Here is a 13,535-nt window from a genome sequence, read left to right as displayed (position 1 = left end):
CTGGGCACGGATATTCGCGAGTTCATGACGCGGCTCGGGCACGAGTTTTCCCGGCCCGAACTGCTGCTGCGCGCGCTTACGCACAGCTCGATTGCGACGCCGAACCGGCCTGACAACCAGCGGCTGGAGTTTCTGGGGGACCGGGTGCTGGGCCTGACCATGGCCGAGGCGCTGTTCGCCGCCGACAAAAGCGCCTCCGAAGGCCAGCTTGCGCCGCGCTTCAACGCGCTCGTGCGCAAGGAAAGCTGTGCCGATGTGGCGCGTCAGATCGACCTTGGTTCGGTGCTGAAACTGGGCCGCTCCGAGATGCTGACCGGGGGACGCCGCAAGGAGGCGCTGCTGGGCGATGCGATGGAAGCGGTGATTGCGGCGGTTTATCTGGACGCCGGGTTCGAGGTTGCACGCGATCTGATCCTGCGGCTTTGGGGCGACCGGATCGACCATGTCGAAGAGGATGCCCGCGATGCCAAGACGGCGCTTCAGGAATGGGCGCAGGCGCGGGGCATCCGCCCGCCGAAATACGTGATCATCTCGCGCGAGGGGCCCGATCATGCGCCCATCTTCACCATCGAGGCGCAACTTGACACGGGCGAGAAGGCGCGTGCGACCGCTGGCGCCAAACGGCAGGCCGAGCAGGCCGCCGCCAAGGCGCTGCTGGACCGTTTGTCCGTCGATTAAGCCCTTGCTGGCCTTAAAGGTTGGCATTCGGGGCATATCCCGCTATCAGGCGCGCAGCGAACAAGGAGCCGGGTGAAAGCCCCGGCTGGCTCTTCCGGCCGCCCATCCGCCGGACAACCGATCGACCGATGACATCGACGAAGACCGCACCTCCCTTGCGGCCTAAGGATAAAGACCTGTCCATGATCTCTCTTGCACAATACCGGCGTCAGTGGACGCTCAATATTCGCGGCGACCTGCTGTCCGGGCTCGTCGTGGCGCTGGCCCTGATCCCCGAGGCGATTGCCTTTTCGATCATCGCGGGCGTGGACCCTAAAGTCGGGCTCTATGCGTCGTTCTCGATTGCCGTGATCGCGGCAATTGCGGGCGGGCGGCCGGGGATGATCTCGGCGGCGACGGCAGCGACGGCGGTGCTGATGGTGACGCTGGTGCGCGACCATGGGCTGCAATACCTGCTGGCCGCGACGGTGCTGGCGGGGCTGTTGCAAATCGGTGCGGGGTTCCTGCGGCTCGGTTACGTCATGCGCTTCGTGTCGAAATCGGTGATGACGGGGTTCGTGAATGCGCTTGCGATCCTGATCTTCATGGCGCAACTGCCCGAGCTGGATCCGCGCAAAGTGCCGATGTTGACCTATGCGCTGGTCGCGGCGGGTCTGGCGATCATCTATCTCTTCCCGCGGATCACCCGCGCGGTCCCCTCGCCGCTGGTCACCATTATCGTGCTGACGGTGCTCAGTATCCTGATGGGTTGGGACGTGCGCACGGTGGGCGATATGGGCGAGCTGCCCGATACGCTGCCGGTGTTCCTCATTCCGCAGATCCCCTTTACCTTCGAGACGCTGGCGATCATCTTCCCCTATTCGGTTGCGGTCGCGGTCGTGGGCCTGTTGGAGAGCCTGATGACCCAGCAGATCGTTGACGATCTGACCGACACAAGCTCCGACCGTAATCAGGAATGCATCGGGCAGGGCCTCGCAAATGCTGCGACCGGGTTCATCGGGGGTATGGCGGGGTGCGCGATGATCGGGCAGTCGATCATCAACGTGAAATCGGGCGGGCGCGGGCGGCTCTCGACCTTTGTGGCCGGGATTTTCCTGCTGATCCTCTGTGTGGCACTGGGTGATGTTGTGGCGCTGATCCCGATGGCGGCGCTGGTGGCGATCATGATCATGGTCTCCATCGGGACCTTCTCATGGTCTTCGATCCGCAATCTGCGCGAACATCCCCGCTCGTCTTCGATCGTGATGCTCGCGACGGTGTTCTTCGTGATCTACACCCACAACCTCGCCATCGGGGTGCTGGTGGGCGTGCTCTTGTCGGGGATTTTCTTCGCGTGGAAAATCTCGCAGCTTTTCCGAGTCCGCACCGAGATCACGCCGGATGGCAGCCACCGCACCTATACCATTGAGGGGCAGCTTTTCTTCGCTTCGTCGGAGGATTTCATGAAGGCCTTCGACTTCAAGGAAGCCCCTGAGAAGGTGACTATCGACCTTAGCCGCGCGCATATCTGGGACATTTCGTCCGTTGCGGCGCTCGACATGGCTGTGCTCAAGTTCCGCCGTGAGGGGGCCGAGGTCGAGGTGATCGGGCTGAATGAGGCCTCGGAAACCATCGTCGACAAGCTGGCGATCCATGACAAGCCGGGCGCGGGCGACGCGCTGATGGGCCATTGAGGGAGGACCCGAGAATGACGACCAACACACTCATCGCCCTCGTCGATGGCTCGGCCTATTCGGAAAGCGTCTGCCATCACGCGGCGTGGATTGCGGGGCGCAACGACTGGAAAGTGAAGCTCTACCACGTCATCGGGCGGCGTGCGGGCAGCGATCGGCAGGACCTTTCGGGGGAAATCCGTCTGGGTGCGCGCACGGCACTTCTGGAGCAGTTGTCAGAACTGGATGCAGAGCGCGCGAAGCTCACGCATGAGCATGGCCGCGCGATCCTTGAGGACGCCAAGGCGATCATCGAAGCAGCGGGTGATATCGCTGTTGAAACGCGGCTGCGGCAGGATGATCTGGTGGAAACCGTGACCGCCAAGGAAGCGCAGGCCGAGATGATCGTGATCGGCAAGCGGGGCGAGGCGGCGGGTCAGGCGATGGAGCATCTGGGCTCCAACCTTGAGCGGATCGTGCGCGCGAGCCATAAGCCGGTCTTTATCGCCAACCGCGCCTATGCGCCTATCGAGCGGGTTCTGGTGGCGTTCGACGGTGGCCCTTCGGCGCTCAAGGCGGTCGATTACATTTCGCGCAGCCCGCTCTTTGCCGGGCTCAAGGTCTCGCTCGTGTTCGCCGGCAAGGACGTGCCGGAGACCCGCAAGGTGCTTGATGCGGCGGTGGCGACGCTGGCCGCTGGCGGGTTTGAGGCAGAAACGATCATCCGTGCTGGCGAACCCGAAAAGGTGCTGGCCGAGATCACCGCACAGGGCGGGCATGATCTGTTGGTGATGGGGGCCTACGGCCACAGCCGCATTCGCGCGCTCATCATCGGCTCCACCACGACCGAGATGATCCGCTCGTGCCGGGTTCCGGTGCTGATCATGCGCTAGGTGCGGCTGGGTGGGTCAGAGCGACCCGCCCACCATCAGCGCCACATCGACGAGCCGGTGGGCATAGCCCATCTCGTTGTCATACCAGGCGTAGATTTTGACCTGCGTGCCGTTGATCACCATGGTCGAAGGCGCATCGACAATCGAAGAGCGCCGGTCATTGGTGTAATCCGCCGAGACGAGGGGCCGGGTCTCATAGCCCAGAATGCCGTTGAGCGGGCCTTCGGCGGCGGCCTTGAACAGCGCATTGACCTCTTCGGCGCTGGTGGCGCGCTCGACCTCGAAGACGCAATCGGTGATCGAGGCGTTCAAGAGAGGCACCCGCACAGCGTGGCCGTTCAGCCTGCCCTTGAGTTCCGGATAGATCAGCGTGATCGCCGTGGCCGAGCCGGTCGTCGTCGGGATCAGCGAGTTCAGCGCGGATCGCGCGCGGCGCAGGTCCTTGGCGGGGCGGTCGACGATGGTCTGGGTGTTGGTTACGTCATGAATCGTCGTGATCGAGCCATGACGAATGCCGAGCGCCTCATGGATAACCTTGACCACCGGTGCGAGGCAGTTGGTCGTGCAGGACGCCGCCGTCACGATCTTGTGCTGCGCGGGGTCGTAGGTCTCGTGGTTCACGCCGAAGACGATATTGGCGGTGGGGCCGTCCTTGACCGGGGCCGAGACGATGACCTTCTTCACGCCAGCGTCGAAATAGGGGGCGAGCTTGGCCTCGGTCTTGAAGACGCCCGTGCAGTCGATCACCACGTCCACACCGTCGAGCGGCAAGTCCGAGAGGTTGCGCGTGCCGATGAAGGGCAGGCGTGTGCCGTCAATGGTGACGCTGTCGGCATCATGCGAGAATTCGGCTTTCCACCGGCCATGCACCGTGTCGAATTCCAAGAGATGCGCGTGCATCTCGGGGTCGCCCACCGCGTCGTTGATCCATGCGATCCTGGCGCCGCGTTCGAGCAGCGGGCGCAGGGCGAGCTTGCCGATACGGCCAAGGCCATTGAGGGCATAGGTGGTCATTTTCCTGTCTCCGAAGACATGCGGCCGATTTCATCGACGGCGGTTTGCAGGGCGATGCGGTCGAGGCTCTGGACTGGCAGTGCCGCGAAGGCTTCGATCCGATGTTTCAATGCGCCATAGGCCTGTTGGAATGCCAATGCCTTTTCGGCCTCGGTACCCTCCACCTTTACCGGGTCGGGCATGCCCCAGTGACCGCTGATCGGTTGCCCGTCCCATGGCGGGCATTCCTCGTTCGCGGCCTGATTGCATACGGTGAAAACGAAATCGAAATGCGGCGCATTCGGGCCGGTAAACTCTGAGATGTGTTTTGCGCGCAGATGCGAGATATCGTGCCCCTTATCCTGTAACACGCTGATTGCGATTGGGTTCAGCGTTGTGGCAGGGCGTGTCCCGGCTGAGTAGACGTCGAAACGGTCACCGGCAGTTTCACGCAACAGCGTTTCGGCAAAGATGGATCGGGCGGAATTGCCTACGCAGATGAACAGCACTTTATATTGGCGGTCCGTCATGGCAGTGGCTCCTTGATCGAGGGGCGGACAGAGACCCGGTCGGCCCCTGCAGCAATCCGCGACAAGGAATGTCATCATCGCTCTCAATCGTGACTGATCGATGCCATAGAGCAATGATGTCCCGTCCCGGTGCTGCGAAATGAGGCCTGCATGTTGTAGCGTTGCGAGATAGCTCGACAGCGTGCTGCCCTTGATGCCGAGGTTTTGCGCGATTTCTCCGGCTGGCACACGGTCGGGAAACCGACGCATCAGGAGGCGAAACACCGCAAGCCGTTGCGGGTGTCCGAGCGCTGTAAGCTGTTCTATGATCAGACTTTCCATATTTCGAGAATAATCGAAATATTGGCGTAACGCTAATGAAGTTTCCATGACAGCCGTGTTAGCGCGGCGCGGGCTCTGCCACGAAGAGAATCTGCCCTCGCGGGAGCATCTTGTCCTTGCGGGTGAGGGTCCAGCCGGTAAGGCGGGCGAAGTGGACCACATCCTCCTCCAGCAGGTGATAGGGCGGGCGGATGTCATGGGTGACGACCCCGTCCGGCTGGCGGTAGGGCTGCGCGGCGCTCGCGGCGTCGGGGGCGAGAAAGACCGTGAACAGGAACCGCTCCAGCCGCTCAAACCGGTGCAGATTGGTCAGGGCGCGACGCAGATGGGGCATCGGCAGGTGCGGGAAGACCGCGAAGGCGATGGCGTGGGTGATCGTCGCGGGAATGCCAGGGAAGTCGAAGCGCGCGTCCTCGATCAGGTGCTTGGGGTCAAGGCGCGTCGGATCGCTGAGTTCCGCCCGGTGCCCCGCCTGCATGATCGCACGCGAGGCGTCCGTCGCCCAGTAATGACCCGGTTCGAGATAGGGCACGGCTTTGCAGCCCAGCCGCAAGGACCCCGCGCCGATATCGAGCAGGTGGTGCTCGGGCCGGAGCCCCGCCTCTCGCAGGATTTCCATCTGGACGCGGCCCGTTTCGTCCCAGCGACCGCCCACGACATCGCGGTGGCGTCCGGCGGCGATGGCGGCATCGTAGAAGCCGACCGCTTCATAGGGGTTCGAGGACACGGGGGCGCAGCGCTTTCTCTGGGTGGACCGGATCGCGTCATTGCGCCCGGTTGCGGGGTCCCGTCAAGACGGTTCTGCGGGGGCGCCCCGAAAGACGCCTATCCCGCCGCGCGCAGGATCGCCTCAATCTGATCGGTGCGGAGCGTGACCGGGTTCCCCTTGGTCGAGGAGGCGTGGCGCGCGGCCTCTGCCACTTCGGTGAAATCGGCTTCGGGCAGGTGAAAATCGCCAAGTCCCGGAAGGCCGTTCGCGTCGATAAAACGGCGCAGCGCGGCGATGCCGTCACTGTTGGGCGCAGACAGCCCCTCGGCCAGCCAGCCCGCGACCTCGTCAAAGCGGTCCGTTGCGCCAGACTGCTCCACAACCGCCGCGCGGTTGATCCGCAGAGCATCTGGCAAAAGCCGCCCGCAGATCGCCCCATGCGCGCCGCCCCGCCCACCGATCACGGCGGCCAGACCGTGCACGATGCCCAAGCCCGAATTCGCCAGCGCCAGCCCGCTGAGATAGCTTGCCCGCGCCATCGCGTCGCGCGCGGCGGGGTCTTCGGCTTGCATGAGCCGGTTGAGCGCGGCAATCGCGGGCGGAACGGCAGAGCGGCAGAAGGCATCCGTCACCGGGTTCGCACGGATGCACAGGTAGCTTTCGATCAGTTGCGTGATCGCATCGAGCCCGGTCGCAAGGGTCACCCCTTTGGGCGTGCCACCGGTCAGCGCCGGATCGACAATCGTCAGAGCGGGCAAAAGGCGCGGGTCGCGCAGGCTGACCTTGATCTGTCGCTCGGGAACCGAGATCACCGCGTTTCGGGTGGCCTCCGCCCCGGTCCCGGAGGTGGTCGGTATCGCAACAAACGGGAGTGGCTCGGAAAGCGTGCGGGGGGTTTCATTGATCACTTCGAGATAGTCGGCCGGGTCGCCCTCGGAAGGGATCAGCCCGGCCAAGGCCTTGCCCAGATCGATGGCCGCCCCGCCGCCCACCGCGACCACGCAATCCGCCGAAAACGCGCGCGCCGCGGCGACGCCCGCGCGGGCGGCATCCAGATCGGGTTCAGCCCGCGAGAAGATGGTTTCGACAGCGATGCCCATCGCCGTGAGGCTTTGAATGAGCTCGTCCACCCATGCAACCGAGCGTCCCCGGACCAGCACCACGCGATGCCCGAGCGCGGCGATTTCACTTGCGGCCTGATGCCGGGTGTCGCGTCCAAAGACGCTGCGGGCGGGGGTGCTCAGCGAAAAGCCGACCATATTCAGAACCGCATCGTCGCGTCGATGGCCCGTTGCCATGCCGCGTATTTGGCGCTGCGCCTGTCCTCCGGCATCTGCGGCTCGAAGCAACGCTCAAGCGCCCATTGCGCGGCGAATTCCTCTTGGCCGGGATAGACGCCGGCCCGTTGTCCCGCGAGCCACGCAGCGCCCATTGCCGTGGTTTCCAGCACTTTCGGGCGATCCACCCGCGCGCCGATGATGTCGGCCAGAAACTGCATTGCGAAGTCGGACGCGCTCATGCCGCCATCGACGCGGAGCGCGGTTTCGCTGCTGCCCTGCCAGTCGGCCTGCATCGCGCGCAAGAGGTCGCGGGTCTGAAAGCCGACGCTCTCCAATGCGGCGCGGGCGAATTCCTCGGGGCCGGAGTTTCGGGTCAGGCCAAAGATCGCGCCCCGGCATTCGGCGTTCCAATAGGGTGCGCCGAGGCCGGTGAAGGCGGGGACGAGCACGACCTGCTGGGTGGGATCCGCGCGCTCCGCGAGGGGTTGGGTTTCCTTGGCATCGCGGATGATCTTGATGCCGTCGCGGAGCCATTGCACCACCGCGCCCGCGATGAAGATCGAGCCTTCGAGCGCATAGGTCGGCTTGCCGTCGAGTTGATAGGCGATGGTCGTCAGCAGCCGGTTGTTCGAGCGCACCGGCGTATCCCCGGTGTTCAAAAGCGCGAAGCAGCCGGTGCCGTAGGTCGATTTGAGCATGCCGGGCTGGAAGCAGGCTTGGCCGACGGTTGCGGCCTGCTGGTCGCCCGCGATACCGAGGATCGGGATCGGACGGCCAAAGAGATCGGGGCGGGTCACGCCGAACTCGGCGGCGCTGTCGCGCACCTCGGGCAAGAGCGACATCGGGATGCCAAGCTCCGCGCAGATGGTCTGCGACCAGCGGCCCTTGCGGATGTCATAAAGCAGGGTGCGGGCGGCGTTGGTCGCATCCGTCACATGGACCTTGCCGCCGGTAAGGTTCCAGACGAGCCATGTGTCCACCGTTCCAAAGGCCAGTTCCCCGGCTTCGGCGCGGGCGCGCGCGCCTTCGACGTTGTCGAGAAGCCACGCCAGTTTCGTCCCCGAGAAATAGGGGTCAAGCAGAAGCCCGGTGCGGTCGGTGACGGTCTCCTCGAATCCCTCGGCCTTGAGTTTCTTGCACATCTCGGAGGTGCGGCGATCCTGCCAGACGATGGCGTTATGGATCGGCTTGCCGGTCTTGCGGTCCCAGACAAGGGTCGTTTCGCGCTGGTTGGTGATGCCGATGGCGGCGATGCTGCCCGCGTCGATGCCTGCCTTCTCGATGGCGGCGCGGCAGGTGGCGGCTGTGGTTGACCACAGATCGGCGGGGTCATGCTCGACCCAGCCGCTATCGGGGTAATGCTGCGGGAATTCTTCCTGCGCCGAGGCGATCACGGTCATGGCCGCGTCGAACAGAATGGCGCGGCTGGAGGTGGTGCCCTGATCTATGGCCAGAATATGGGTCATGAGCGCCTCTCCTCGGGCTGGATGTCGTCGTGTCAGTTGTTCGGAGAATAACCGGAGTTCGAAAATGGTCGAGGCCCCGAAAGGCCCCGACCGGGAGGAAGGCTTATTGCCAGGACTTGATCAGCTCGTCGTAGCTGACGGTCTTGGGCTCTTCGTCTTCGTTCTCAAGCTTCGGATAGGGCGCGCCCGGCTGGTCGAACCAGTATTGCGCATCCTGCTCTTCGTTCAGCTTGGGACCGATATCGCCCTGAATGCCAGCACGTTCGAGACGCTCAAGCACGCGCTCCTGATCCGCGCAGAGCGCGTCGAGCGCCTCTTGCGGGGTCTTCGCACCCGACATCGCGTCACCGATATTTTGCCACCAGAGCTGCGCGAGCTTCGGGTAGTCCGGAACGTTGGTGCCGGTCGGCGACCATGCCACGCGGGCGGGCGAGCGGTAGAACTCGACCAGACCGCCAAGCTTGTTCGCGCGCTCGGTGAAGCTGTCATGCTGCACGGTCGACTCGCGGATAAAGGTCAGGCCGACATGCGATTTCTTCACGTCCACGGTCTTGGAGGTGACGAATTGCGCATAGAGCCATGCGGCCTTGGCGCGATCCACCGGGGTGGACTGCATCAGCGTCCAGGAGCCAGCGTCCTGATAGCCGACCTTCTGGCCTTCTTTCCAGTAGACGCCATGCGGCGAGGGGGCCATGCGCCATTTGGGCGTGCCGTCCTCGTTCATTACCGGCAGGCCCGGCTTCACGGTGTCGGCGGTGAAGGCGGTGTACCAGAACATCTGCTGGGCGACATTGCCCTGCGCCGGGATCGGGCCTGCCTCCGAGAAGGTCATGCCAGCGGCGGCGGGCGGCGAGTATTTCTGCAGCCACTCGATCGCCTTGGTCACGGCGTAGACGGCTGCGGGCGAGTTGGTCGCACCACCGCGTGCCACGCAGGAGCCGGTCGGCTGCGAATTCTCGTTCACGCGGATGCCCCATTCATCGACCGGAAGGCCGTTCGGCTCACCCACGTCGCCCATACCGGCCATCGACATCCATGCGTCGGTGTAACGCCAGCCGAGCGAGGGGTCTTTCTTGCCGTAGTCCATGTTGCCATAGACCGGGCCGTCGACGCCCATATGCGACAGGTCGCGGCCGGTGAAGAACTCTGCGATGTCCTCGTAAGCGGTCCAGTTCTCCGGCACGCCGAGGTCATAGCCATAAGCCGCCTTGAAGTCGGCCTTGTTCTTCTCGTCGTTGAACCAGTCGTAGCGGAACCAGTAGAGGTTCGCGAATTGCTGGGTCGGAAGCTGATAGACCTTGCCATCCGGCCCGGTGGTGAAGCTCAGCCCGATGAAGTCTTCGAGATCGAGCGTCGGCAGTGTGACATCCGCGCCTTCGCCGGCGATCCAGTCGGTCAGGTTGCGCACCTGCTGATAGCGCCAGTGGGTGCCGATCAGGTCGGAGTCGTTGATGTAGCCGTCATAGATGTTCTCACCCGACTGCATCTGCGTTTGCAGCTTTTCGACCACATCGCCTTCGCCGATCAGGTCGTGGGTGACCTTGATCCCGGTGATCGCGGTGAAGGCCGGGGCCAGAACCTGGCTTTCATATTCGTGGGTGGTGATGGTCTCCGAGACGACCTTGATCTCCATGCCCGCAAAGGGCTTGGCGGCGTCGATGAAGAACTGCATCTCGGCTTCCTGCTCGGCGCGCGAAAGCGACGACAGATCGCCGATCTCCGCATCGAGGAACGCCTGTGCGGCGTTCATGTCGGCGAATGCAGGGCCCGCAAGGACCAGCATCGCTGCCGTTGAGAGTTTCAGCTTCAAGTTCATGGTCTCCTCCCATTGATAGGAACTTGGTTGCTATTTGGCGGCGTGACGGTTTCCCTGACCGCTTTGTGCCGCCGCGTCTCCGTCACTCACACCCAGCGGAACACCGCTGCGGCGTAGATCAGGCAGAGGATCAGCGCATAGGGTTGCGATGCGCCGACCAATCCAAGCCAGGCCAGATTGATGAAGGCCGAGCCGAGAAGGGTAATAAAAAGACGATCCCCGCGCGTGGTCTCGATCCGCAGGATGCCGGTGCGCGGCGTCTCGGGGAACTTGATCGCAAGCACAGTGAAGGTGATGAGCAACGTGGCGATGACAGCGAAGAAGATTGCGGTCGGTACGGTCCAGGCCATCCAGTCCATAATGGTGTCCTCCCTGTTTGCGGGTCACACGCGCCCGAGGGCAAAGCCCTTGGCGATGTAGTTGCGCACGAAGTAGATCACGAGCGCGCCGGGCACGATCGTCAGCACCCCGGCGGCGGCGAGCACGCCCCAGTCGATGCCGGACGCGCCTTGGGTCCGGGTCATGATGGCGGCGATGGGTTTGGCGTCCACGGTGGTGAGCGTGCGCGAGAGCAGCAACTCGACCCACGAGAACATGAAGCAGAAGAAGGCCGCGACCCCGATGCCGCTTGCGATCAGCGGCATGAAGATCTTCACGAAGAACCGCCCGAAGCTGTAGCCGTCGATATAGGCGGTTTCGTCGATCTCCTTGGGCACGCCGCGCATGAAGCCTTCGAGGATCCACACCGCGAGCGGCACGTTGAACAGGCAATGCGCCAGCGCCACCGCGATATGCGTGTCGAACAGCCCCACCGAGGAGTAAAGCTGGAAGAAGGGCAGCGCGAAAACGGCGGGCGGTGCCATGCGGTTCGTCAGCAGCCAGAAGAACAGGTGCTTGTCGCCCATGAAGCTGTAGCGCGAGAAGGCATAGGCCGCAGGCAGCGCCACGGTGAGCGAGATCACCGTGTTCATCACCACGTAGATCAGCGAGTTCACATAGCCCATGTACCACGCCGGATCGGTGAGGATCGTGGCGTAATTGGCAAAGGTCAGGTTGCTGGGCCAGAGGGTGAACGAGTTCAGGATCTCTGTATTGGTCTTGAGGCTCATGTTCAGCAGCCAGTAGATCGGCAGCAGCAGGAACAGAAGGTAAAGCCCCATCACCACCGCGCGGCTGTTGATCCGGGGCAGGGCGCGCTTGCGCTGGGTGGCGGCTGGGGTCACGGTCATGTCGGCCATTGCTCAGCCCTCCCGCTTATCGAGGTTGGTCATCACGGTGTAGAACACCCACGAGATGAGAAGGATCACGAGGAAATACATGATCGAGAAGGCCGCCGCCGGGCCGAGGTCGAACTGCCCCAGCGCCATCTTCACGAGGTCGATCGACAAGAGCGTTGTGGCATTGCCCGGACCGCCGCCGGTGACGACGAAGGGCTCGGTGTAGATCATGAAGCTGTCCATGAAGCGCAGCAGGATCGCGATCATCAGAACGCCCATCATCTTGGGCAGTTCGATGAAGCGGAACACCTTCCAGCGCGAGGCCTGGTCGATCTTGGCGGCCTGATAATAGGCATCGGGGATCGACTTGAGACCCGCATAGGCCAGAAGCGCCACCAGTGAGGTCCAGTGCCAGACATCCATCACGACGATGGTCACCCATGCCGCAATCGTGTCCTGCGTGTAGTTGTAATTGATGCCGAGCTTGTCGAGCGTGTAGCCCAGAAGCCCGATATCGACGCGACCGAAAATCTGCCAGATCGTGCCGACCACGTTCCACGGGATCAACAGCGGCAGCGACATCAGCACGAGGCAGAAGGACGCCCAGAAGCCCGATTTGGGCATGTTCAGCGCCACGAAAATCCCCAGCGGCACCTCGATCGCAAGGATGATCCCGGAGAACATCAACTGCCGACCAAGCGCGTCCCACATGCGCTCGGAGGAGAGCATCTCGCGGAACCATTCAAGCCCGGCCCAGAAGAACTGGTTGTTGCCGAACGTGTCCTGCACCGAATAGTTGACCACGGTCATCAGCGGGATCACCGCCGAGAAAGCGACCAGCAAAAGCACCGGAAGGACAAGGAACCATGCCTTTTGGTTGACGGTCTTTTCCATCACGCGGCCTCCCCCTGCACGCGCCAGTCATTGGCGTAGACGTTCACATGGGCCGCATCGAAGCTGACGCGGTTCATGTCGGCGCTGATGCGCTCGTCCTCGCCGGCGATGATGTTGATGTCATGGCCGAAGAACTCGGCGCGGATGATCTTGTGGCGTCCGACGTCCTCGACGCGGCGGACCTTGACCGGCAGGCCGTCCGTCTGGCTCAGCCGCGCGTATTCCGGGCGCACGCCGATCTCGACCTTGCCGTTGAGCGGGCCATAGCCCTGCGCGAGTTCGACATAAGAGCCGTTCACATAGGCCTTGTTGCCGTCGATCCGCGCCGGGATCACGTTCATGCCGGGCGAGCCGATGAAATAGCCGACGAAGGTGTGCTCGGGGCGCTCGAACAGTTCCTCGGGCGTGCCGATCTGCACCACGCGCCCGTCATACATCACCACCACCTTGTCGGCGAAGGTCAGCGCCTCGGTCTGGTCATGGGTGACGTAGATCATCGTGTGACCGAAATCGTGATGCAGCTTCTTGAGCTGGGTGCGCAGCTCCCATTTCATATGCGGGTCGATCACGGTCAGCGGTTCGTCGAACAGTAGGGCATTCACGTCCTTGCGCACCATGCCACGCCCGAGCGAGATCTTCTGCTTGGCATCCGCCGTCAGCCCGCGCGCCTTGCGGTTGAGCATCTCTTCCATGCCGATCATGCGGGCGATCTCTTGCACGCGCTCGGCGATGTAGCGCTCGTCGCGGCCACGGTTGCGCAGCGGGAAGGCGAGGTTGTCGCGCACCGTCATCGTGTCGTAGACGACCGGGAACTGGAACACCTGCGCGATGTTGCGCGCGGCGGTCGGTTCATGGGTCACGTCCCGGTCATCGAACAGAATCCGCCCCTGCGAGGGTTGCAGCAGACCCGAGATGATGTTGAGCAGGGTGGACTTGCCGCAGCCCGACGAGCCAAGCAGCGCATAGGCCGCGCCATCGTCCCAGACGTGGTTCAGTTCCTTGAGCGCATAGTCATCCTCGGACCCCGGATTGGGGAGGTAGGAATGCGCGAGATTATCGAGTGTGATCTTGGCCATCGTTCCCTCC

13 protein-coding genes and 1 other annotated feature are annotated in these 13,535 nt (G+C 63.3%); of the genes, 3 read left to right on the top strand and 10 right to left on the bottom strand.

The window, feature by feature from the left end:
• Positions 1-24: 24 nt before the first annotated feature.
• The 3 genes from rnc to P0X85_RS04540 all read left to right on the top strand — a co-directional run bounded on the left by rnc (position 25) and on the right by P0X85_RS04540 (position 3,223).
• Complete coding sequence (gene rnc, locus P0X85_RS04550) at positions 25-678, top strand: ribonuclease III (RefSeq protein WP_420851789.1); 654 nt, start codon at positions 25-27, stop codon at positions 676-678.
• 61 nt (positions 679-739) lie between these two features.
• Positions 740-797 (top strand) — a sequence feature (sul1 is cis-regulatory element that is thought to sense ions involved in sulfur or methionine metabolism; They are found in Alphaproteobacteria).
• A 63-nt stretch (positions 798-860) separates the two neighbouring features.
• On the top strand, positions 861-2,351 hold the full coding sequence (locus P0X85_RS04545) for a SulP family inorganic anion transporter (RefSeq protein ID WP_275809163.1): 1,491 nt from the start codon (positions 861-863) through the stop codon (positions 2,349-2,351).
• Between the two features lie 14 nt (positions 2,352-2,365).
• The gene (locus P0X85_RS04540; protein ID WP_275809160.1) at positions 2,366-3,223 is read left to right on the top strand and encodes a universal stress protein; all 858 of its coding nucleotides are present in this window, start codon (positions 2,366-2,368) and stop codon (positions 3,221-3,223) included.
• Between the two features lie 15 nt (positions 3,224-3,238).
• Here the strand turns inward: P0X85_RS04540 and P0X85_RS04535 are convergent, their stop codons facing one another.
• From P0X85_RS04535 to P0X85_RS04490, 10 genes are all read right to left on the bottom strand, one after another.
• A complete protein-coding gene (locus P0X85_RS04535) occupies positions 3,239-4,237 on the bottom strand; it encodes an ArsJ-associated glyceraldehyde-3-phosphate dehydrogenase (RefSeq protein WP_275809157.1) in 999 nt (332 codons plus the stop codon).
• Positions 4,234-5,067: an arsenate reductase/protein-tyrosine-phosphatase family protein gene (locus P0X85_RS04530; RefSeq protein WP_275809792.1), complete on the bottom strand. Its 834-nt coding sequence runs from the start codon at positions 5,065-5,067 to the stop codon at positions 4,234-4,236. Before P0X85_RS04530 ends, P0X85_RS04535 begins: the two co-directional genes overlap by 4 nt.
• Before the next feature lie 58 nt (positions 5,068-5,125).
• The gene (locus P0X85_RS04525; RefSeq protein ID WP_275809154.1) at positions 5,126-5,794 is read right to left on the bottom strand and encodes a class I SAM-dependent methyltransferase; all 669 of its coding nucleotides are present in this window, start codon (positions 5,792-5,794) and stop codon (positions 5,126-5,128) included.
• A 98-nt stretch (positions 5,795-5,892) separates the two neighbouring features.
• Positions 5,893-7,074, bottom strand: coding sequence for an iron-containing alcohol dehydrogenase (locus P0X85_RS04520; protein ID WP_275809151.1), 1,182 nt, complete (start codon positions 7,072-7,074; stop codon positions 5,893-5,895).
• The gene (glpK, locus tag P0X85_RS04515; RefSeq protein ID WP_275809148.1) at positions 7,038-8,522 is read right to left on the bottom strand and encodes a glycerol kinase GlpK; all 1,485 of its coding nucleotides are present in this window, start codon (positions 8,520-8,522) and stop codon (positions 7,038-7,040) included. The genes P0X85_RS04520 and glpK overlap by 37 nt, the downstream gene beginning before the upstream one ends.
• 103 nt (positions 8,523-8,625) lie before the next feature.
• Positions 8,626-10,338, bottom strand: a complete 1,713-nt coding sequence (locus P0X85_RS04510; protein ID WP_275809145.1) for an ABC transporter substrate-binding protein — start codon at positions 10,336-10,338, stop codon at positions 8,626-8,628.
• An 86-nt stretch (positions 10,339-10,424) separates the two neighbouring features.
• Positions 10,425-10,697 carry a DUF2160 domain-containing protein gene (locus P0X85_RS04505; protein WP_275809142.1) on the bottom strand — a complete coding sequence of 91 codons (273 nt, stop codon included), beginning with the start codon at positions 10,695-10,697 and terminating at the stop codon, positions 10,425-10,427.
• Positions 10,698-10,721: 24 nt separating this feature from the next.
• Positions 10,722-11,576, bottom strand: a complete 855-nt coding sequence (locus P0X85_RS04500; RefSeq protein ID WP_275809139.1) for a carbohydrate ABC transporter permease — start codon at positions 11,574-11,576, stop codon at positions 10,722-10,724.
• 3 nt (positions 11,577-11,579) lie between these two features.
• Positions 11,580-12,449: a carbohydrate ABC transporter permease gene (locus P0X85_RS04495; protein ID WP_275809136.1), complete on the bottom strand. Its 870-nt coding sequence runs from the start codon at positions 12,447-12,449 to the stop codon at positions 11,580-11,582.
• Entirely contained in the window at positions 12,449-13,525 is a 1,077-nt protein-coding gene (locus P0X85_RS04490) for an ABC transporter ATP-binding protein (protein ID WP_275809133.1), read from the bottom strand. The genes P0X85_RS04495 and P0X85_RS04490 overlap by 1 nt, the downstream gene beginning before the upstream one ends.
• Positions 13,526-13,535 lie beyond the last annotated feature (10 nt).

It is taken from the genome of Pseudothioclava nitratireducens, assembly GCF_029210495.1.
GTDB classification, from domain to species: Bacteria; Pseudomonadota; Alphaproteobacteria; order Rhodobacterales; family Rhodobacteraceae; genus Pseudothioclava; species Pseudothioclava nitratireducens.
Note: the sequence above shows the minus strand (reverse complement) of the source record. Positions and strands in the feature narration are given on the sequence as shown.